Source organism: Flavobacterium fluviatile, from assembly GCF_010645065.1.
Taxonomy (GTDB): Bacteria; Bacteroidota; Bacteroidia; order Flavobacteriales; family Flavobacteriaceae; genus Flavobacterium; species Flavobacterium fluviatile.
The window spans coordinates 371,914-392,353 of record NZ_JAADZW010000001.1 but is presented as its reverse complement, the minus strand read 5'-3'; the positions used below and the strand labels follow the sequence as shown (position 1 = coordinate 392,353).

The following is a 20,440-nucleotide window of genomic DNA, read 5'->3' as shown; positions in this document are numbered from 1 at the left end:
TTTTAAAGCTTAAAAGTGTCACTGCTTAATTCTGTAATCGGAATTACCTTATCAGTCAGATTATTATTAATATCCACTTCCAAATGTCTTCCGCCGTTTTTTTCAATCATCTGAAGTGTCAGATACTTATTCTCCGGGATGGTAAATTTCTCCAGAGCATAAACTTTTATTATTTCAGATTTATAAGGAATTACAGAAGAAGATGAAGTCGCGTACAAAGGCTGCAGTTCAATTTCCTGCGACGCGGTACGTTTGGACTTCTTCTGGTCTCTGATAAAAAAACGGAGCTGATCAATATCGTAGTTAATCTTTGATTTGTTTTCAAAAACAATACGCAGATACAAAACATCCTGCTGGATAAAGATCCCGTTCACCTCCAGTCTGATCTGATACTTTGATTTTTTTAGACCACTGATTTTTTTCTTTTTGGAATATGCAGTCAAAGCACACTGTTCAATTCTTTTCTGATTTTCGTTTTCTAAAGAAAACAGAACATCCCTGCTTGCAGCCACTGCATTTTCAGCCTTAAAATTTAAGTCAGGGCAGGAATCGTCATAATTCAGTACAAAAACATACAATTTCCCGTCAGAAGTTACAACTGTCAGATTGGTCTGAAAAAAATGCTGTTTAGCAGCTTTTACAAGTAGTATATTCTCAACTCCTTTTGCTTTCTGTACAAGCACTTCTGCGCTTCCTATATCTATGCTCTTGATTGTATAAGGAAAAATAATGCTTGTGGTTTTAGAAAAACCTACTTGTAGATTTTTATACTGGTCTTCGTAAAAGACAGTTTCCCTTGCGTTTGACTGTGGATTAACTGAAACACAAACCAGCAGCAAGCTGATTAAAAACAAATAATTCGCTCTTTTCATACTTTCTCTCTTTTAAGGTTTTAAATTCTTTTGTTTTTCATCATACAGCAGCACCTGATACCCTGCCTTTACAACCACTTTTATGAGTTTTACCTTTTTGCTTATCAGACTTTTGGCTGCCTCGATGCCCATACCTGCGGCCTGTGCACCCCAAGAATCCGAAATCCCGGTAATACCGAGTGTCTGAATGGATCTGTCAGTTGATGCCTTAGCCACATCCCTGTTAATCGCTCCTGGAATATAGATGCCGTCAATCCCGTCCATATCATAGACTGCCAGCTCGACGGGAAATATCGAATTATTGTACTGGATGTTTGTGATTTTTACCTCCAGCCTCTCCCCTTTTAAAGCCGCCATACCATACAGAAAAGTATTTCTGGGTATCATTGTTCCTTGGAGAAAAATATCATCCGTAAGTCTTAATTTAACCATCGAGCCATTGACAATAGTCTGCGTCTGATGCACAACTGCTTCAATAGAATTTTGTATTTCTTCAGCAGGCTGTGCTTCGTCCAGAGAATAAAATTCATTTGTTTTCAAAGAGGTCTGCAAATCGGCATTCCGATGAAGTGAGCTTATGTTATTCTCTGCTTCTTTTTTCTGCACTGAATATATTTTGCCTTTTTTGCTCTCAGATGTTTGTTTAAGCCTTTCCTGCACGCGCTGCGGATGCTGTATATCCAAAATATTTTCCAGCATACCGCCTAATTGCTGAAGTTCCGGATCAGGTTCCTGAGGCGTGCTCATTGTCGACATTAGCCCTTCAAGTTTTTTAATCTCTTCCGATTCTCCACTAGAAGTGCCGTAATTTTCAAATTCCCTCATGTCCTGACCGTAAGCAGGGACAGCAGGCTGGCTGATTATGTTTTCAAGAGCCCTGAGCTTCTCATAAACTTTCTCTTCATTGCGGTCCTGAAAAGACTGAGAATTAAAAGCTGATCTGTTTTTTGGAACCATGCGGGATTCAAAATCACTTGTGGAAAAAGAATCTGCCTTATCTTCCGAGACTTTATTATCAATATAGTTAGGATCTTTTTTTATCTGTTCTCGCAGTTTTATCGAATCAACTGCCGCCTGATCGTAATAGCTCATCTTATCCAGTGCTGAATCTTCTTTAAATTTAGGCAGTGGCAGATTAAAATTGAATCCTTTCCTTTCATCGTTCCCTGCCATATTGGATTCCATTCTTCCGCCGCCTAATGAATAGAATAAGAATGTCAGAAATGGAAATGTTATAAGAGGCAGCATTAAAAGCATCTTTCTCTTTTTAGATTCCTTTGGAGATAATGTTTTCTCTTGCATAATTTTAGTTTTTTAAATTGATTGTCTTAATTTTTGAAGCTGTTGAAACCTCAGCTTGTTTATAAAATGTCCTATACAGGTTATAAATTAAATAACCCGATGTCAAAACCGTAAAGAACAGAAGTCCCCAGATCAGTTTTGTTTTAGAGAGCCCATCTGTGACGCTCTTCATTTTTTCTGCCCACCTTTTCTGCAATAGCAGATAATACTTGTGATACACAAAAGGCTCGGTCTGTCTTATAAAAAAGGATTTCATAAATCTCTATTTTCTGGTTTCTGCGGAAAGATCTTTGTTTTCAATCGTATTAAACCGCTCGATAAGAAAACCATGCGGATTATTATCGCTTCTTGATACATTGCGAAGCGCACCTTCTGTAAGCAGGCTTCTTTTTAAAATACTGGTAGTACGGATAATGTTCTGTCCGGCATAACATCTAAAACGGTAGGGATATTCACGGATATCAATGCTCACACTGTCAATCTGGATGGTCTGGCTGATATTTCCTGATATAATACCCGAATAAAAATTGTTTTCCTTCAGGTCATCATAAATCCGTTTTGCACTGTCGTCTGCCAGATATAGCGCTTTTGTGATATTGGTTTTAATGACCTTATCATCAGGATCAAGGGTAAAGAAAAACTTGTGAAAGGTTTTCACATGGTCCCTTGCTTCAACAGCAATGTTATCTTTTCTTTCCGAAGCGTAAGCTTCCAGTGCTTTACCATTTGCCAGAATATATACTTTATCTTGCATAAGGCTTACTGTCTGGAAACTTTTATAGACAGCATAGCAGCTTATTATGATGCAGCCTGCAATTACAAGCATCGTGAAACCTCTCACATATCTAAATGCCGTATCAATGTTTTTCATTTTGGTAAACATATGCTCCTGTTATTAAGTCTGTTTAGAATTTCCTTTAAGCCTGTCATTCATATAGTTTCCCTTATCAGTAAAATAAGGACTGCTTCCTGCTGTCGCAGCCATGCTGCTTGTCATTCTCCGATCCGCATCTCCCATCGCATCAGCAGCCATTCCAACTGCATTTGAAGAGGTTCTCACAACAGAATTGGCTGAATTGCCAAACATGCTTGTCACCTTATGACCCAGGGCTCCTCCTCCGCCTGCATGAACTATATAATTGGCAACAGAAGGCACCGTAAAATAGCCTATGATGCCTATTATCATGAAAATTAAATATGACATGTCGGTCCTGCTGAAAAAAGTGTCACCTGTAGCCTGCACCTGCGAGAGGTCCAGCTTGAGCATGAGCTCCTGAATCTTTCCGATTATGCTTCCGAATATATTGGCAACAGGAAGCCAGAGGTAAATATTGATATATCGGGCAAGCCAGACAGTGAGCGTGTGCTGGAAGCCGTCAAATACTGCGATTCCAAATACCAGCGGACCTAAAATGGAAAGCACCACCAGCTGAAAGGTCCGAAGGGTGTCAATGCATAAGGCGGCAGCTTCAAACAAAACCCTCAGCACCTCGCTCAGCCATTCCTTAACCGAATTTCGAAAACTGTAAGAAGCTTTTTCCATCGCAAATTTGACATCATTGCCTATACCTGCGAGCATGCTCTCATCCGATGGATCAGCACCGTCATGCGTATACTTATACCATCTGTCACGATCACCCGTACCTGCAGTCCCGACATACATCTTCCATGGATCGGTTTCTTTAATTGCTTTTTCTTTCTCTTTAAGCAGAACAGCAACTGCATTGTTAGAGCCTGTTACCATAGCAGCAGTAGCTGTAACAGTTGGTTTCATAACTCCGTTAATAAGTGCCAGGACCGACGGAAAAATCATAATGCAGAATCCTATAACAAAGGGGCGGAAGAGCGGATAAAAATCAATGGGCTCGGCACTTGCTATATGCCTCCACACGCGTGAGGCGATGTACCATATAGTTCCAAAGCCTGCTATTCCCTGCCCTACTGCTATAAGATTAGAACACAACGGCATCATTTGATCATAAAGCTGTTCTAAAACCCCATGAAGACTAGTCATATCATCACCTAGTCCCTGTGCTATTATTCTGCAGGGAAGCAGTAATATGATAAGCATCACACAAACTGCTTTTTTGTTTAATAGCCATTTCATATTCTATTCTTTAAATTCCTGAAAACTCTTTGAGACATAAACATCATTTTTCTCTTTTGATCTCTGAAGAGCCAGCACATTTGACGTAGTATTAAAGTTTCTTAAGAAAAGCAGTTTATCCTGCATCTGCTCATAGATATCGTCAACTGCCTTTAGTCTTTCGTCGTCCGACATCCTGAGCTTATCAGCTGTTATGACCATCGTAAGTTCATCGAGATTTCGCAGGCTCTGATTAAGCAGGTTTCCGTAAACTTTCTCAAAGTAATTTATTTCCTGTCCGCTGAAATTTCCGCTTTTTATAAATCGGTTCATTCCGTTGCGGCTTTCCTTGACTATTGAAATCTGATATTCCACTATCTCTGCTACCCTTTTGTAATTCCTCACCGCTGGACTTACCTGCATAAGCGCATCTAGAAAAGTTTTATGCAGGCTGAAGTTTCCTTCAGTCATATCTTTCACCGTTTTGTATCCTCCAGAAAGCAGCTCATATCCCTTTTTCATATCACTGAGAATTTTCTTGAACTGGGATAGCTTTTCGATATTCAAAATCAGCTGCTGAATTTCTGCTGACTGCCCCATTGATTTAACTGGAATCATTAACAAAGTGATCAATATTGTCAAAATCAAAATCTTTTTCATAGTAGCTTAATTTATAATCCATATAATTCATCAACATTCTTAGAATCCTTTTTATCGGCAGATTTTGAAACCGACAGCAGTCTGGCATCCCTGCTGAAAGAAAGACAGAAATTATAATCCTCCAGCATAGTTTTGTGCAGAAGATCAATGCGCTCAAACCTCTGGTCATCTTTTAGTTCCAGTTCTGCATCGGTGGTAATAACAAGCAGTTGGTCAAGAGTCTGGCTGCAGTTCTGAAGCAGCCTCCCAAAAGACCTCTCTATATAGTCCAGTTCATTACCATGAAACAAATCAACAGTTTTAAGATCTGACAAAGTCTTTCTACAGAGTTTTATTATTTTAAACTGCATGGAAATGATCTCAACAGTTTTATAATAATTCCGAACCTTTGGATTGATTTTTAAAAGTGAAGTAAAATAGTCACCATGCAGGTTGACTTCACCTTTTCTCGCATCCCCAATAAAATTGAGTCCCTTTGATACTGCCGAATATCCTTTCTTTGCATAGTCAATATAAACCTGAAGTGCCGCTATTTGAAGGATTAGTTCCTTCCTCTGCTTTGCCTGCCCGCTCATACTTTGATTAAAAACACAGAGCGCTACTAGTAGTACAGCTATCTTTTTCATGTTTTTTTTTATTGAATTATGGAATTCCGTAAAATTGTTTCACTTGGTTTACATCTGCTTCTGTTTTGGCCCTCTGAAGACTCAGCAGTATGTTCTGCTGGTTAAACATTGTAAGGTCGTCGTAGTTCCCATCAATCTGATCAGCAGCCTTGTTGATGATTTCTAGACGTTTGAGATCGCTCATCTGGGTGGCAAAAGAATCCAGAATCAAAAAAATCTGGTCGATATTCTTCACACTTTCCTCTAGTATTCCTGTATAAACGCGCTCCATATACTGGATTTCGCTGTCTTTAAAATGAGTATCCTGCTTGAAAAGATTCCAGGCTCTTTCATATTCCTGAACAATCTGTGTCTGCTTTTTGGTAATCTCTTTTATCCTCTGGTAGTAGGTGATTATTGACTTTACTTTAGCGAGCTCTTCATAGTAGCCTTTGTAAAGATTTTTTTGTTTCTGGGTCCAGTCCGAGATCTCATCGAGCTTCAATTTGGAAAGTACATTTTCCACCTGCTTCTGTGCATTCTGAAGCCAGATCGTTTTATTCTGTAGCCGCTGGATTCTCAGGTCAATGGCTTTAATCACCTTTTTCGTAACAGCTTTTACAATTTCCAGTATCGGCAATACCGCAACTTTTTCCGCAGGTCTTGCCGAGGTGCCCACTAGCAACAGGCAGACCATCAAGAGTATTAATTTCTTTTTCATTATTCCTTTTCATTTAATTCCATTTCTCATATCCTGAGCCATTGCGGCTATTCCTTTCTTTATGTCCCCGCCAAACTTCTTCGCATAGGCATTCATTTTCACTTTCTCGCTTTCCTCTGTTGTATAAGCTAAGTATTCCTCCAGCGAAACTTCGGTTCTGTAGACCTTTGAAAGCATCCCTCCCAGGGAGATAAACACTTCTTTGTATTTCCTGGCTGGATCATTGGCTTTATTTACAGAAAGTACAAGTGCCTTTTCTTTGTCTGTAAGTCCCAGCAGCTCCTGAATCTGGTTAAACTTATTTTGATATTTGCTCTGGTCCAGAAGGATCTTGCAGTCGCTGTTGTTGATAATGGCCTGCTTGACCACTGGTGAAGAAATAATATCCTCCACCTCCTGCGTGACCACTATCGCTTCCCCGAAGAATTTACGCACGGTCTTAAAAAGATACTTAATGTAATCTGCAAAACCCTCCTTCATCAGTGCTTTCCATGCTTCCTCAATAAGTATCATTTTTCGGATACCCTTAAGTTTTCTCATCTTGTTTATAAAAACTTCCATTATTATGATGGTCACTACTGGAAAAAGAATCGGATGATCTTTGATATTATCCAGCTCGAAGACAATAAACCTTTCTTTTAGAAGATCCAGATTTTCTGTCGCGTTCAGCAAATAATCAAACTCGCCTCCCTTGTAATATGGCCTGAGCACATAGAGAAAGTTATTCAGATCAAAGTCCTTCTCCTTTACTTTATCGCCTTCCAAAATCGAGATAAAATCCTCTTTCAGGAAATCATAGAAGCTGTTGAAACAGGGAAATATCTTTGAGTTTATATCCAATTTCTCGTAATACAGCTGCAGCGCATTTGAGAGTGCTACATACTCGCTCCGGTTAAAGGTTTCGTCGTCTTTTTTCCAGAGTGCGAGCAGAAGCGTTTTAATGCTCTCTTTTTTCTCCGTATCCAGACTGTCTCCTTCTGAAATATAAAATGGGTTAAAACGGATAGGATTCTTTTCATCGTAAGTGAAATAATACCCGTTTACCATATCGCAGAGCCCTTTATAGCTGTGACCAACATCTACCAGCACAATGTGCGTTCCCTGCTCGTAATAGCTTCTCACCATATGATTGGTAAAAAAGGACTTGCCGCTGCCCGAAGGTCCCAATATAAACTTATTGCGATTGGTGCAGATTCCCATCTTAACAGGCTCATCGCTGATATCAACATGAACTGGTTTTCCTGTCAGCCTGTCTCCCAGCCTAATACCGCAGGGACTCAGCGAAGATTTATATCCCGTTTCCATATTCAGAAAGCATACCGCCTGTTCCGTAAAGGTGTCGAAGGTGTCATTCATGGGAAAGTCCGCAGCATTTCCCGCCATTCCAGCCCAATAGATCTGAGGAGCTCCGACAGTTTCCTGCTTGGCAGCCGCATCCATCTGCGCAAGAGCTGATGACACTTTGTTTTTAATCTCTTTCAAGTCTTCCTTATCCGTGCTCCAGGCCAGTACATTAAAATGGGCTTTAACCGGAAGCCTCTGCTGTGATAATGCCTCGTTCAGAAAATCATTCGTCGCATCCCTGGCAATCATATTCTCCCGGCTGTAGGCAGAGAGTGACTGCAGTCTGAGTCGCTTGCTTTCCAGCTTTTGGATGGTTTTCTGTGAATCCTCAATGAAGATATACTGATTGTAAATATGATTACAGGATAAGAGCTGGCCGAGGGTTGACGCAAAACCAATACTGAATTTGGTCTTATCGGTTGAATAGCGGTCAAAATTGATTCTCGATCCGCATAATCCAGGAAGATCAGCTGCATCGCCAAGAGTAAAGAGCTGACAGTGTTTATCCCCTACTGCTAATCCTTCGTCAAACCTTATATCCTTAAAAACAAATGAATCTTCACGCTCTGATAAAAAACAATACTTTTCCACCAGCCCGATTCTTCTGCTCTCGCTTCTAAGCGATTCATTTTGCAGACGCACCAGCTTTATAAATCCGCTGTCTTCCATAATTCTCTTAAACTGGCCGCAGGTATCTGCAAAATCCTGCAAAAGCTGCGGTTTTAATGTTTCCTCTGGAACTATGGAACTTCTAAGCAGATTAGAAAACAATGATGTTGCATTTCTTCTTCCCTCTGGTTTCTTGGTCAGCATGATATAGCAGGAATGATCCAGAAATGGTCTCTCATTAAAGAAACGCTCGCTGCTTCTGGTCAGAAAACTGCTGTCTTCACTTGAAAAATCAGCTCTATAAGCACTTTCTAAGAACCAGTCCTGTTTATGAAAAACACAAAACTTCGGCAGCACTTTTAACGCCTTTATCCACGATTGGTGGAAAGCTTCATACTCCTGATCTGACAGCGTAAAAATTTCAGGCAGTTCTGCCTTAAAAACTATAGTTACATCGCCCTGTTTTGATAAAATGCAGTCATGCTCCACTACCATAACCGGCAGCTGCTCTTCCATCCTCTTCTCCATCCTTTCTCTATTATATCATTAACGCTCTACAGCTATAACTTCATAAAAACTGCTCTGCTGTAAACTTTAATCCACTTAGGAATCTGTTTTTTAGCCAGAGCCTTCATCATGCCGTATTCACCGTAAGTATTACTCATTCTGTATATTTTAAAAACAAGAAAACCTCCCGCCGTTCCAACAAAACCAATGCATATCAAAGAAGGAATTCCAATTATATACAGGACAGCAAACAGAATCATAAGACCTACGACACCTCCGCCCAAATACCAGATGTACTGCGCTTTAAGTCCCTTAAATTCTATACTCTGATTGATTCCTTTATTGATCGAATAAACGCTGTTACTCATCTTCTCTTTCGTTTAAACCCCGAAAAAGGATTTAATGACAGTAGCGACTACCACCAGAAACACACAGCTTCCAAACCAGGCTGCTGCGACTTTTCCGGTATCAGGATCTCCGGCATTCCATTTCTGGTATACTTTTACTGCCCCTATCAGACCGAGGATCGCTCCTACCGCATACATTAATTCAGTGCCGGCATCAAAGTAACTTCGCACTTTCTGGTTGGCTTCATTAATGCCCGCCACACCATCCTGGCTGTAAATAACATTACTAACCAGAATCATCAGTAGCGATGATCCCATAGCTCTAAATCTTCTAATAATACTTTTTAATTTCCATCTGCATTTTTTCATCACAAATCATTTTTAAAGTTATTCTTTATAAAAAGAAGAGGAATACCACCGTTGCTGCTCTATTTTTCCTGTCACATAAAGCCATACCGCACCAGAGAGAACGGGGAATATTCCTCCTCTGAATTTTTTAAAATACCGGTCCTTCCCAAAGACTGTCTGCCTCACTGAGCGTTAAAAGCAGATCGGGATGCTTTTGAGATTCAAAGACCATTTGTTGGTTAATGTTTTCTCTGAGGGAGGAAATTTTGACATAAGGATATTCATCCAGAAGCATTCGCAGGTAGTTTTGAAACTGCTGTTTTGTTAGTCGTTTTTCTGCACTTTCTTTAACCGCTTCTTTGATACGCTGCGATAGATTTTCCGCATCTTCAAGAGTATCAAAAGATTTCGGAAATGAATCGGATATCGATTTTATATCCTGTAAATTTTTAGAAGTTTTTTTTAGAAATGGTATTTGTAGCTTCTTTTCACCTGATAAGATTTTTTTAAAATCACTACTGTGAAATTTCAGTAAGATTATTAGATACCAGAAAATTATAGCAATACCAGCCGCGGTCAGATAACTGCCCCATGAAATATTTGTAAACATAGCTCCTCATTTTATCGTTCAACATTTTATCCTCCTCTATGAAAATCACCACCAGTTAAATCTTGATGAGATTTATTCTACAAGTCAAAGGAACAATTAGTATGAGTTTTCTACAAGTACAACTTTTCTGTACCCTTTTTGTACCCTTTCAAAGCGCCTGAATTTAAAGGGTTTTTAACTTAAGGTGACAGTGAAATTTAATACGTTTTTATCTTTCGGATTATTTTTTCAAGACTTTCAATCGCAATTTCCTTATCGCGCTCTTCCGCATTATATGATTTGCTTCTTACTGACTGATAGGAAAGATTTCTCTTTACCGGAGTAGATAGGTAAGGTACTATGCTTTTGAAGATGTAGTTCATAGACTTAGCCTTAATAATTCTCGCCTCATCTGTCGCCCTTAAAATAAGTCCAATCTGATCTCCTGAAAGTATACATTCAAGTTTTGAATCTGCCTTCTCCACAAATTCACTTCCGACAGAACCATTAATCTGTTCCTGTATTAGAATTGCAGCCTTTTTTTCAGCAAATCTGATTTCGCTGGAGAACCAGTATTCCAAAAATGAAATAAGATTCTGCTGGGATGGATTAAAGGTTAATTTTAAATCCGCATTTATTTGAGACAGTTTCTTGCAGAAGTTTAGCAGCTTTTCAAGTCTTTCAGATAAATTCTCAAAACCTTCTAAATACCTGCCTATTCTATTAACCAGTCTCTCGGTATATTCACTGGAATTAAAATTCATTCTTATGAGCATAAGATCAAGATTTGAAAAACTTTCAGATTCCGTAAATGGATAATTTAATTTTTCAAGTTCGATGATTATCTCCCTATAGTACAAAATCTGGCGATAGGTATACTTACTCTTTCTGCTGTTTTGAAGTGGCGCAGCAAGAAGATTGACAACAAATTCCAATTCTGGATCATTCTCCCCGGTATTGTCTTTTTTTTTATTCACGTTTTTTAAAACCTTAAGTGTCTCTTTTTTCCAAATTGAAAAATAGCTATTGGACACTCTCTGGTCCAAACTCATAAAGGACGAATATCTGATTTCTACAAATGACAGCAAATCGTCCAGCGAACTAACAATCAGGTCAAATATTCTAAAAAATTCAGGAGTATTGAATTTTTCGATCTTTCTTATTTCTACTACCCTGTCTATTAAAAAAACCAATGAAGAATGATATTTTCTTATAAGAAGTCTAATCTGCCTTTTACTTTTCAGCTCGAAAAAAGAATATTTAATATGAATTTTAATTTTTTTTGATTCAGATACTATTGTTTTACTCAAATTCTCCAATTCGTACTCCGATACTTTTACAAAAGAATTATCAGCATCAAGTGAATCTATAATCAACGAATCAAACCATTCCAAAGGATACATTTTAATCATCGTCTTATCGTTTTAATTAAACAATCTCTGGCAGAATAAGGAGCTATTTTGGCAGCTTACTTTTTAGTAGAACGAAAATCGGTTGGCAGCATACCGGTATGTCTTTTAAAAAATACGCCAAAGTTTTCAGCGCTGCTGAATTCTAATTCATCGGCAATATTAGCCACGGAATAACTAGAGTCCGTAAGAAGGTTTTTTGAAACATTGACAAGAGCTTCAATTATAAATGCTTTCGCTGTTTTACCTGTGCTTTCTTTTACCATCTTATTCAAATGTCCTGGAGTGATAAATAAAGCTCCTGCATAAAACTGAACATGATGCTGTTTTCTCAAATGAATTGATAATAGAGTAAGGAATTGTATTACAATGCTCTCCCTTCTTGAAAAGTCAAGATTTAAGTCGGGTTTATATTTCGAATGTATAAACTTGAGTTCATATATAAATAAATTAAAGCATATCCGGCGCAGCTTAGTAATTACTTCCGGTTTGTCATTGCTGTTCTGCAATACATACATTAATTTATAAATAAGTGACAAAACTTTAAAATCCGTTTCATGAAGACTAATCTTTCGATCTGATTTTAACATTAGAAAACTAAAAGCATCCGAAAGCTCTTTCTCATAACAATTATTAAATGCAAAATCAAAATTTGTCCTTACAAGATAAAGCTGGATATTTTCCGTCGCTTCAAGCCTGGTGCAAATGGAATTAAATGGTATTACCAATAAATCTTTCCGATTAACTATATTGGTTTCGTCATGAAATCTGATATTCATTTTACCACTTTTGATTAAAAGCACTGAAAAATTTGAAACGGGAAATGGGACCGGTACAATATTTTTTGCCCTATAGTCTGTAATGTACACTACATCAATACCATCATTTTCAATGCTTTTAATCTCAGTATTTAAGATTTCTCTAATCATTTTTGCTATTTTAGTTTAAATCACCTTTTAGATTTCATCCTTGAAAAAATATTCCATCCATGTAAAAAACTGGAAATATAAATTAGACAAACAGCAGACGTATAAGATATACGCCGTTAATCTCGGACTCTCAATTATATTGTCCTGGTAAAGTACGTACCGAACCAGCTGATCAGCAGCAAAAAGCTTCATTATAAAATAAAGGCAGCAGAGATTAAAAAGGAACAATAAAATATAAAACAAAGCTCTCTTTTTCATAAATCAGATAGATTAGAAAATTATTAATCAACTATATTAAAGTAGGAAGTGATTCAAATTCAATCACGTCGTTACATCATTGATGACTGGTACTCCTACTAGTGGTGGATGTCTCCCAATCTCTGTCCTTTCTGTCCTTTTCGCTAAATAAAACTGCTTCTGAAATTGAGGAAATAGATAAAATGGATTCCTTTTCATCTGTTAAAAGTGTTGAATCCTGTCTCTTTGAAATCTCATATTGAATTATAAAATCATCCACAATGTGGTACTGCTGGCCGCGAAGATTTCCGAGATTGACTATATATCCTTTCAGATCAAGTTTCAATGATGATCCCAGTGTACTTTCATCAACAATTATAAATAATGTTGAGACAGGATCCTCCGTGGAAGAAATTGTATCTAAAGCAGAACTGCTTTTCTCAAAAGTCTTTAGTTCATTTCGCCCTGGTTGGGCTTTTAATACTGAAATGATCTTTTCTTTTAATTGGGCAGGAACTAGAAGTACGTAATCTCCCGCCGGAACTTCCTTAAAGTTTTCCTCTAAAGCAGACCCATTTTTAAAATCTGCAGTTTTCTCTTTGCTGATTGCTTGGCTGGAAACCAATCTTAAATCAGAATTGTCAAAATCGTCATTTGAACATGAACCTAAAAAAATAATTAATACAGTTAATAGTAAATTTTTCATAATGCAAAATGGTTTGGTTAATTGAGAACTTGTCTCAGTCCATTTTACCCGGGCCAGCAGAACTTTTGCTCAGTACTTTACTGAATCTTTTGCTGTTGAATTCAAGGCAAATCTAGAGCGCAAAAAACCATTAATCAAGAACATGTGTGTGGGTTTTCGGAAAATCCACTATTGATTTCCATGAAATCGATAAAGTATTTTTCCTACATTACTACATTGTTTTTCAAATATTTACATTATTTTTGAATGCTTCTCACAGACCGTTTCCGCATTTTTAAATATTAATCTGTTTATGCTTTTTCCAAGGTATAAACTTAAAGCTTCCATGTATTATGAAATGTACATTACCTGTATTGCTGGTTTTATTTTTAGCCCATTCATTAAGTGCACAGAAGATTTCAAAATCAGTTCCCGATTCTCTTCTTTTTAAAACATATACCTATTTAGATGATAGGATTTATGAATACAAAAATGACAGTCTGAAAGCAGCTCCTTATTTATTTGCCTATTTAAAGAAAGCCAGAAAGGAAAAGAATTATGAAGAGACGGTTAATGCTTATCAAAACATACTGCATCAGTCTCCAATGAATCTTCGTTTGAAATATGCTGACAGTATGGTGATCGCAGCAGAAAAATCAAAAAGCGATGAGCTGATCGGCTCGGCTAATTTATCGAAAGGGATCGTCTATTACAGCCAAAAAAATTATGTGAAAGCATATGACTATTACATTAAGGCAAACGAAAGCATTTCCAAAACCGAAAATAATTACCTGATCTATAAAACCAAATATCATATTGCTCAGATTAAATATTATCTCGGTTTCTATGATGAGGCTATTTCACTCTTTAATGACTGCATTGAATATTTTGAAAAAAATCAGGCCCGCCCCTATTTAAATTCACTGCACTCACTTAGTGTTTGTTACAGCAAGATTGGAGATTACAGTAAATGCTCCGAAACTAATGCTTTAGGAATTAAAGAATGTGAGCGCCTTAAGATTCCCGAGATGGAATTATTTTTTAAGCACTCCGAAGGAATCAACCAGTTCTTTCTAAACAATTATCACACTTCTATTCTATTGCTTCAGGAAGTTATACCACAGTTAAACAGCATGACAGAGTTTGCAAATGAATCAATTGCCAATTTTTACATTGGAAAAAACTATTGGAAACTACAGCGTCAGGCAAAAGCAGTTCCTTACTTTAAAAAGGTGGAAAAAGTATTTATTGAGAAAGGTTACATTCGTCCGGATTTAAGAGAAGTTTTTGAATTAATGATTAAATATTACAAGAAAGAAAATAACCTGAAATCCCAGTTGTATTATATCGACCAGCTTTTAAAAGCAGATTCCATATTAACAGATACCAATAAGTACCTAATGGGCAAAATTCACAAGGAATATGACACAAAAGAAATTCTTCTTGAAAAAGAAAAAATACAGCAGCAGCTTGTAAAAGAGAAATATTATGATGTTATTTTGATCAGCATAGTTGTCGTTCTGTTCTCCGCTGTCATTTACGGTACTTATAATCACTTTGAAACCAAAAAGCGCAATAAGATCAAATTTGATCTGCTTCTGAAAAAAAATGAACAGAGCAGCTTACAGAAACAGGTAACCGATAAATTCGAAATAACCGATATTTCGCAGGAGACTGTACAGCAGATAATAAAACACCTTGAAAAATTTGAAAGGGACAAAAAATTCCTGCACAAAGAGGTAACACTAGCCACTTTAACTGTAAGGTTTAATACTAACAGCAAATACCTCTCAAAAGTGATATACCATCGCAGCGGCAAGCGTTTTGCTGATTATATCAATGACCTAAAAATTGATTATCTGGTGGAACTGCTGCAAAACTCAAGCATGCATAGAAATTACTCCATAGGCTCACTGGCGGAGGAAGCCGGTTTTACTTCCACTCCCCGGTTTACTAATGCATTCCACTCAAAAACAGGAATTTCGTTCAGTTACTTTCTTAAAGAGCTGAAGAAAGAGAATTCATGAAAATATTTTTATAATAATACCGTTTTCATTTAAGGCAAAATTTTACTTGTGCCCGATTAATTTAAAAAAATTGTATAATGAAAGACCTAGTTGCAAAAATCAACGCAGAAATCGAAACGTTTAAAACAGAATCAGAAGCAGTAGCTGAAAAAGGAGTTAAAGCTGCCGGAGCTAGAGCAAGAAAATCATCTTTGGAAATTGAGAAACTTTTAAAAGAGTTTAGAAAAGTCTCTATTGAGGAATCTAAAAAATAAATTCATCCTTACCTTTACTTAATTAGCCTTTCAGAATCTGAAGGGCTTTTTTGTAAAAGTTTATGAATGCATAACGACTTAATCTTTCATAAATCAATATAAAATTGAAAATATCCATTAAGTCTCTGTAATCTAAAGCTAATATTTTTTAATTTCCATTTTCTTCCAATCCATTTTTCTTCCTGGAATTCATCAAAATTAATCTCTCCAATATTTTCTATATCCTTTCCAAGTAATTCACTTATTTTATTAACTAAACGTTTTATTTCCATAGAATAAATTTTATAATGCTTTGAATTAATTTGCCCAAGAACGATTATAGGATCTTCGCTTTTGTTATTTGATGTGACTACGGTCATTTTATTAAAAAAATCAAATAAAAAATATGGGAAATAATATGTTTTCCATTTATCATTTTCTGTTTTTTCTTCGTAATATTCACCATCTATCAAAAGTCTCAAAGGGTATGATAAATTAAAACCAATCTCATTAATATTTAGATATTTATTGTAAAAGTTTAAAAATTCAGCAGGCTTAAAAACAAATGTATTTATTCCTAATTTCTCATATATTCGTTTTGTTTTATAGTAAGATTTGTTGTTATTTACGACATAAAAATTGCATGTCGAAGCAAAAGCGGCATGAAAAGCATCTTCCGTTGTATTTTTAAAAGTTTCTTTTCTGCCTTTTTTTACATTAACGTTGTCTTCTTGATAACCATGAATATCTAATAATAAATATTCATTTGAGATTTCATTAAACCAATCAGGGGCATTCTTAGAATTATTAATATATTTCTTTTGATCAATATTTAATTTGGAATATTTATCCTCAATCAGTTTTAACGGATTTTCAGTGTTAAAAATACTATCTCTATTAATTCCCACTCCAGATTGAACTATTTGCCGTAATTCTTTATAATTTTCACCTTCATTTAATCCTATATTCATATCACTGAAGCTTTTGAAAAAACCTTCCATTGTTGGATTATTAGTTAATCCCGGGAAAATTTTTTCTAATTGTTCTGCGCTTTCTGGGTTTTTTAAAGCTTCTTTAAATGCACTGTCTAAGGGCATTGCTTTAATTAGTTCCGAAAAGATGGAGCTAATTCCTTTAGTTGCATCATCTTCTGCAAATAATTTTTCAAGTCCATCAATACTCAAATCCTTAAATAAATTTCTTTCCTCAGCTCTTTCTTTAAATAATTCATGCGGTTGATAGAGATCTAAAACTATATCTGCTCCTGTATTTATTAGACAATTGTTTTTAGTTAATTTGCCAATAAATTCTAAATCCGAATTGATATAATCGTTTATTGTCTCATTTTCTTTTAAACCTGATAAAAGATCTCCAATATGTGAAGTAGAATAAGGAAGAAAAAATTTATCATTTTCTAAAAACACTTCTCTCAGCTCATTATGTTGATTATTCTTCATCTGAGCCATAACATTCCAATCTAAATATACCTTTATCATTTATAAAATTGTTTTAGATTCTTAATTTTGTGGTAAGCTTGCTCATAACTTTACAGTTACAATTACAGGTTTGGGACTAAACTAACTTGCAACTTCGGAATTACCAAATCATCACAATCAGTAAACCAGTTTTCTACTTAGCCGCTGACGACCAATTTCGTTGTAGTAGGCGTTAACAACAGTAATTATGGATTTCTACTTAATTTATCGCCAAAAACTTCAACTGTTGGTCTATATTCAGCTTGTGGATCAACGAGCGACAGTTTCATCATATCTTCAAAACTTAAAGTATCTTTATATTCTGTTTCATATTCAAATTGTTTTCTACCTTCAAAAGAATTTATGTCTAAACTATATTGAAATCTTTTATATTGTCTTTTTAGCGTTTCTGACCAACTTATAATAGGTAAATTTTCGGGTTTTACTGCCTCAAATTTTTCCAAGCAAACTAAAAAAGCACTGTTAAAATCTAATAAATCAATATTAGAAATCCAACTTTGCGAGCATAAATATACTGGTAGAGAATAAACATTATATTCTGATTTATTGTCATATGACCAGATTTCATTTAGAGAAAACTCAATGGTAGCGTTATTCTCCTTTTTCGTTAAAATTCCATTATTATTAATAGTCCATCTTCCAATGAGAATTTTCTGTTCCATACTGTTTATGGTAATGTTGTTAATAACGTTTTGGTACTGGATCAAGTTTACTACTAAGTAAAATCCTTATTTCTAATTAGACAAAGACAATAAGTACAAAACCATCATCCAATAAAGTCTATTGCCCAAATCTGTTATAGTGGATGATTGCCGTCGTATTTTATCTTTCATTTTTATTTAGCGTTTGCATAAAAGAAAAAAACTCATTAAACTCCAATTTCGCCTTTCAATATTCCATTAAGATATCGTTTTGATTCTTTATCGAATTTTGCTGAATTGTATGGTGATCCTTTTGCTGCAATGATAAAATTATAGTCTGAAATATATCTTACACGAAGTTCAGCATCATCAGCATTAACCACTTTTCCCCTGATTATAGTTGCTCCATCATCATAGTGTTCTCTACTTATAGGCTTTCTCCAAAACCAGAAATACTTAATTAATCCATATTCTTCTCTACTATATCCAAAATATTCGATTTGTCTTTTTATTTCATCTAGAGTCATTTTGTATATACCTGTTTGCTCTTCGCCAGTAGTTTCCACATAAACAAAGTCTCTATAGTAGGAATTTCCATGATATGAAGCGATTCGTTTTATTTTTAGTTGGTCAATATTCATTAAGACTTTATTATTTCTTAATTTTTCAAATTTCTGAATATACAAAGAAGAACCGCCTCTAAACCACCAAATTGGGTCTGATTCGCATTCAAATGAACCGTTTTTAAATCTTAATGGTTTTGTTAAAAGAAGTAATAATCTTTTTTTGGCTTCACAAGGCTCATTGAACCACACAAGGTCTCTCACACCAGGAAATGCTTTTGCCATTCTGTAAGAGAATAATACTGTGGAATTTTCTGTTGCATTCGGAATTTTCTCTTTTTGGTTAACTATTTTCGGTTTTCTAATTTTGTCTATAAGTTCTTTGGAAAATGATACAATTGGCTTTAATGTAAAAATTAGAAACGCTGCACTAAACAACAATAATATCCAAAGTGGTAAAGTGATTACTTTTTTTATTATACCGTAAATTGATTCAGGTATGTCAAGAAAAGAAATTTTTGAAACTATACTTTGAATAATAGCATAAATTGTTCCCAGAATGAAAATAATTCCAGCTGCAATTACTTTGCTCCAGACAGGGTCTTTCCAATATTCTTTTATTTTACCAATCCATTTGTTCATAGTTACTATATTGTGTTTTGTGCTGATTTTGTTATTATTACCGCTAATGTTCCTGCGCTTCTCGACGTTTAAAAGTTATGAAAACATGCATTTTCAGCCGAAAGAAAATTCGATAAAAAAAGATAACTCCACTAATTTGCACAAACCAAGAAATGTGTATTAAATGTAGCCTTTATTATTTTTCAAATAAATATTTTTCCAATTTTAGCTCTCTTATTCTTGTTTTTAATCTTTTTTCTTTAGTCCAGAACAAATCATTTTGGCCTACGTAAACTAAGTTAAACAAATCGATCCAATCATTATCGGTCATTTTTTTGTTTGTCTTTGAAACTTCTCTTAAAAATGAATCAAAAGTACTTAGAAGTAATTGAAATTCTTTTTTATGAATGATTTTCAATTCTTGAAATACTTTATTTTCGTCAATTCTACAATCATTAATATACTTGAGTAGTAAACTTTCAGTAAGTGGAATCGTATCTGTTTTTTTGAATTTAACTGAATTTGCAGAAATAATTTTTTTATAACTTTTTGACGTTTCATTTATAAACTCAGTTAAAGTTGAAATAGAGGGTCTAATTGGAGGAACATTTTTTACATCTTCATATTTAAGTTGTACCATAGCTTCGAATTCTTTAAAATAAAACTCTGCATTTCCGTAATATTTAATATTTAGGTTATCATATTTTAGTATATATTCAAATGGGAAAATGTCAATTATTTCAATTTCCTCTTTGTAGCTTAAAATTGATTCTATAGCTGAAATTAACATATCGAAATTCTCCTGACTTTTTTGTGCATTTGGGGAAGAATATATTTCAGATAAAACAATTAATGGAACGCATAAAATAATATTAGAATCTCCGGGAAATATAATGGTTTTTTGACCAATTCCATACCAAATATTTGTATCAGTTATTACTCTTGTCGGTTTCATATATTTATTTTAGTACGTATTTTAAAGTTACAGTTACCGTTCTGGTACTCAGCGGATATGGAATATTACAAATAATAGCAATACAAACCAACTTCCCTTCTAGTCGAATTCTCAAATCCGTTATAGTATCTGTTCGCTGACGGTGCGTTTTTTTATTAAAAGATTCCAACGAGTTTTTATTTACTACTTTTTTGGAGGAATTAATTGTTTTGGCTTCTGATGAGTAATCCTTTTTTGCATTTCGTTTCTATTTATATTAGCTTGCTCTTCTTTTTCTGGTTCACGTATTGTTAACAATATTGCAACTAGTGAAACTAAAAAGGAAACGATAGAGATAATGAAACTCCAACTAGATCTTGAACGCTCGATTCTGATTCTAAGATATTTTTTATCTTCATATGCAAAAACTCCTTTGTTAGTAATTGCATATCCTGAGAAACCATCTTCATCAATAGAGTTATTGAATTTAATTTCTTCATTAGCTAACAATGAAGCTAAGATAAGTTTTGCAACATCATAACTCAGTTTTTCTTTTTTTACTACTTCGTCAATTGTTAAATAAAACTCTCTAGTAAGGTGATATTCTTCAATGTAATCCAGCTTTACTTTTACAAATAATTTTAATACTTTATGCTTGGCGTTATTATAATTCAT

General features: G+C 35.3%; 21 protein-coding genes. 2 read left to right on the top strand and 19 right to left on the bottom strand.

Going from position 1 to position 20,440, the window contains the following annotated elements; all coding sequences use genetic code 11:
* Positions 1 to 2: 2 nt before the first annotated feature.
* The 14 genes from traN to GXM17_RS01265 form a co-directional block, all read right to left on the bottom strand.
* Positions 3 to 872, bottom strand: a complete 870-nt coding sequence (gene traN / locus GXM17_RS01330; RefSeq protein ID WP_163397487.1) for a conjugative transposon protein TraN — start codon at positions 870 to 872, stop codon at positions 3 to 5.
* 12 nt (positions 873 to 884) lie between these two features.
* Positions 885 to 2,174: a conjugative transposon protein TraM gene (gene traM / locus GXM17_RS01325; RefSeq protein ID WP_163397486.1), complete on the bottom strand. Its 1,290-nt coding sequence runs from the start codon at positions 2,172 to 2,174 to the stop codon at positions 885 to 887.
* Between the two features lie 262 nt (positions 2,175 to 2,436).
* Positions 2,437 to 3,045 (bottom strand): conjugative transposon protein TraK, encoded by a 609-nt coding sequence (gene traK, locus GXM17_RS01320; RefSeq protein ID WP_241687457.1) that lies wholly within the window; start codon positions 3,043 to 3,045, stop codon positions 2,437 to 2,439.
* 24 nt (positions 3,046 to 3,069) lie between these two features.
* Entirely contained in the window at positions 3,070 to 4,281 is a 1,212-nt protein-coding gene (traJ, locus tag GXM17_RS01315; protein ID WP_163397485.1) for a conjugative transposon protein TraJ, read from the bottom strand.
* 3 nt (positions 4,282 to 4,284) lie between these two features.
* Positions 4,285 to 4,920 carry a TerB family tellurite resistance protein gene (locus GXM17_RS01310; protein WP_163397484.1) on the bottom strand — a complete coding sequence of 212 codons (636 nt, stop codon included), beginning with the start codon at positions 4,918 to 4,920 and terminating at the stop codon, positions 4,285 to 4,287.
* Positions 4,921 to 4,931: 11 nt separating this feature from the next.
* The gene (locus GXM17_RS01305; protein WP_163397483.1) at positions 4,932 to 5,546 is read right to left on the bottom strand and encodes a hypothetical protein; all 615 of its coding nucleotides are present in this window, start codon (positions 5,544 to 5,546) and stop codon (positions 4,932 to 4,934) included.
* A gap of 16 nt (positions 5,547 to 5,562) precedes the next feature.
* Positions 5,563 to 6,246, bottom strand: a complete 684-nt coding sequence (locus GXM17_RS01300; protein ID WP_163397482.1) for a conjugal transfer protein TraI — start codon at positions 6,244 to 6,246, stop codon at positions 5,563 to 5,565.
* 9 nt (positions 6,247 to 6,255) lie between these two features.
* On the bottom strand, positions 6,256 to 8,727 hold the full coding sequence (locus tag GXM17_RS01295; protein WP_163397481.1) for a TraG family conjugative transposon ATPase: 2,472 nt from the start codon (positions 8,725 to 8,727) through the stop codon (positions 6,256 to 6,258).
* A gap of 32 nt (positions 8,728 to 8,759) precedes the next feature.
* On the bottom strand, positions 8,760 to 9,074 hold the full coding sequence (locus tag GXM17_RS01290) for a DUF4133 domain-containing protein (RefSeq protein ID WP_163397480.1): 315 nt from the start codon (positions 9,072 to 9,074) through the stop codon (positions 8,760 to 8,762).
* A 12-nt stretch (positions 9,075 to 9,086) separates the two neighbouring features.
* A complete protein-coding gene (locus tag GXM17_RS01285) occupies positions 9,087 to 9,422 on the bottom strand; it encodes a DUF4134 domain-containing protein (RefSeq protein ID WP_163397479.1) in 336 nt (111 codons plus the stop codon).
* Positions 9,423 to 9,549: 127 nt separating this feature from the next.
* On the bottom strand, positions 9,550 to 10,011 hold the full coding sequence (locus tag GXM17_RS01280) for a hypothetical protein (RefSeq protein WP_163397478.1): 462 nt from the start codon (positions 10,009 to 10,011) through the stop codon (positions 9,550 to 9,552).
* A gap of 197 nt (positions 10,012 to 10,208) precedes the next feature.
* Complete coding sequence (locus GXM17_RS01275; RefSeq protein WP_163397477.1) at positions 10,209 to 11,402, bottom strand: hypothetical protein; 1,194 nt, start codon at positions 11,400 to 11,402, stop codon at positions 10,209 to 10,211.
* A 56-nt stretch (positions 11,403 to 11,458) separates the two neighbouring features.
* Complete coding sequence (locus tag GXM17_RS01270) at positions 11,459 to 12,328, bottom strand: helix-turn-helix domain-containing protein (RefSeq protein WP_163397476.1); 870 nt, start codon at positions 12,326 to 12,328, stop codon at positions 11,459 to 11,461.
* Positions 12,329 to 12,662: 334 nt separating this feature from the next.
* The gene (locus GXM17_RS01265; RefSeq protein ID WP_163397475.1) at positions 12,663 to 13,271 is read right to left on the bottom strand and encodes a hypothetical protein; all 609 of its coding nucleotides are present in this window, start codon (positions 13,269 to 13,271) and stop codon (positions 12,663 to 12,665) included.
* 332 nt (positions 13,272 to 13,603) lie between these two features.
* Between GXM17_RS01265 and GXM17_RS01260 the strand changes: the two genes are divergently transcribed.
* Positions 13,604 to 15,277: an AraC family transcriptional regulator gene (locus GXM17_RS01260; protein WP_163397474.1), complete on the top strand. Its 1,674-nt coding sequence runs from the start codon at positions 13,604 to 13,606 to the stop codon at positions 15,275 to 15,277.
* 77 nt (positions 15,278 to 15,354) lie between these two features.
* On the top strand, positions 15,355 to 15,531 hold the full coding sequence (locus tag GXM17_RS01255; protein ID WP_042565375.1) for a histone H1: 177 nt from the start codon (positions 15,355 to 15,357) through the stop codon (positions 15,529 to 15,531).
* An 86-nt stretch (positions 15,532 to 15,617) separates the two neighbouring features.
* Here the strand turns inward: GXM17_RS01255 and GXM17_RS01250 are convergent, their stop codons facing one another.
* The 5 genes from GXM17_RS01250 to GXM17_RS01230 form a co-directional block, all read right to left on the bottom strand.
* Positions 15,618 to 17,006 carry a hypothetical protein gene (locus GXM17_RS01250; RefSeq protein WP_163397473.1) on the bottom strand — a complete coding sequence of 463 codons (1,389 nt, stop codon included), beginning with the start codon at positions 17,004 to 17,006 and terminating at the stop codon, positions 15,618 to 15,620.
* Between the two features lie 185 nt (positions 17,007 to 17,191).
* Positions 17,192 to 17,668, bottom strand: coding sequence for a hypothetical protein (locus tag GXM17_RS01245; RefSeq protein WP_163397472.1), 477 nt, complete (start codon positions 17,666 to 17,668; stop codon positions 17,192 to 17,194).
* Positions 17,669 to 17,874: 206 nt separating this feature from the next.
* Positions 17,875 to 18,852: a hypothetical protein gene (locus GXM17_RS01240; protein WP_163397471.1), complete on the bottom strand. Its 978-nt coding sequence runs from the start codon at positions 18,850 to 18,852 to the stop codon at positions 17,875 to 17,877.
* 175 nt (positions 18,853 to 19,027) lie between these two features.
* The gene (locus GXM17_RS01235) at positions 19,028 to 19,786 is read right to left on the bottom strand and encodes a hypothetical protein (protein ID WP_163397470.1); all 759 of its coding nucleotides are present in this window, start codon (positions 19,784 to 19,786) and stop codon (positions 19,028 to 19,030) included.
* 183 nt (positions 19,787 to 19,969) lie between these two features.
* Positions 19,970 to 20,440: a hypothetical protein gene (locus GXM17_RS01230; RefSeq protein ID WP_163397469.1), complete on the bottom strand. Its 471-nt coding sequence runs from the start codon at positions 20,438 to 20,440 to the stop codon at positions 19,970 to 19,972.

Excerpts from the sequence above, each read along its gene's own strand:
- traN (WP_163397487.1), bottom strand. The coding sequence starts at position 872 with ATGAAAAGAGCGAATTATTTGTTTTTAATCAGCTTGCTGCTGGTTTGT.
- traM (WP_163397486.1), bottom strand. The coding sequence starts at position 2,174 with ATGCAAGAGAAAACATTATCTCCAAAGGAATCTAAAAAGAGAAAGATG.
- traK (WP_241687457.1), bottom strand. The coding sequence starts at position 3,045 with ATGAAAAACATTGATACGGCATTTAGATATGTGAGAGGTTTCACGATG.
- traJ (WP_163397485.1), bottom strand. The coding sequence starts at position 4,281 with ATGAAATGGCTATTAAACAAAAAAGCAGTTTGTGTGATGCTTATCATA.
- GXM17_RS01310 (WP_163397484.1), bottom strand. The coding sequence starts at position 4,920 with ATGAAAAAGATTTTGATTTTGACAATATTGATCACTTTGTTAATGATT.
- GXM17_RS01305 (WP_163397483.1), bottom strand. The coding sequence starts at position 5,546 with ATGAAAAAGATAGCTGTACTACTAGTAGCGCTCTGTGTTTTTAATCAA.
- GXM17_RS01300 (WP_163397482.1), bottom strand. The coding sequence starts at position 6,246 with ATGAAAAAGAAATTAATACTCTTGATGGTCTGCCTGTTGCTAGTGGGC.
- GXM17_RS01295 (WP_163397481.1), bottom strand. The coding sequence starts at position 8,727 with ATGGAGAAGAGGATGGAAGAGCAGCTGCCGGTTATGGTAGTGGAGCAT.
- GXM17_RS01290 (WP_163397480.1), bottom strand. The coding sequence starts at position 9,074 with ATGAGTAACAGCGTTTATTCGATCAATAAAGGAATCAATCAGAGTATA.
- GXM17_RS01285 (WP_163397479.1), bottom strand. The coding sequence starts at position 9,422 with ATGAAAAAATGCAGATGGAAATTAAAAAGTATTATTAGAAGATTTAGA.
- GXM17_RS01280 (WP_163397478.1), bottom strand. The coding sequence starts at position 10,011 with ATGTTTACAAATATTTCATGGGGCAGTTATCTGACCGCGGCTGGTATT.
- GXM17_RS01275 (WP_163397477.1), bottom strand. The coding sequence starts at position 11,402 with ATGATTAAAATGTATCCTTTGGAATGGTTTGATTCGTTGATTATAGAT.
- GXM17_RS01270 (WP_163397476.1), bottom strand. The coding sequence starts at position 12,328 with ATGATTAGAGAAATCTTAAATACTGAGATTAAAAGCATTGAAAATGAT.
- GXM17_RS01265 (WP_163397475.1), bottom strand. The coding sequence starts at position 13,271 with ATGAAAAATTTACTATTAACTGTATTAATTATTTTTTTAGGTTCATGT.
- GXM17_RS01260 (WP_163397474.1), top strand. The coding sequence starts at position 13,604 with ATGAAATGTACATTACCTGTATTGCTGGTTTTATTTTTAGCCCATTCA.
- GXM17_RS01255 (WP_042565375.1), top strand. The coding sequence starts at position 15,355 with ATGAAAGACCTAGTTGCAAAAATCAACGCAGAAATCGAAACGTTTAAA.
- GXM17_RS01250 (WP_163397473.1), bottom strand. The coding sequence starts at position 17,006 with ATGATAAAGGTATATTTAGATTGGAATGTTATGGCTCAGATGAAGAAT.
- GXM17_RS01245 (WP_163397472.1), bottom strand. The coding sequence starts at position 17,668 with ATGGAACAGAAAATTCTCATTGGAAGATGGACTATTAATAATAATGGA.
- GXM17_RS01240 (WP_163397471.1), bottom strand. The coding sequence starts at position 18,852 with ATGAACAAATGGATTGGTAAAATAAAAGAATATTGGAAAGACCCTGTC.
- GXM17_RS01235 (WP_163397470.1), bottom strand. The coding sequence starts at position 19,786 with ATGAAACCGACAAGAGTAATAACTGATACAAATATTTGGTATGGAATT.
- GXM17_RS01230 (WP_163397469.1), bottom strand. The coding sequence starts at position 20,440 with ATGAATTATAATAACGCCAAGCATAAAGTATTAAAATTATTTGTAAAA.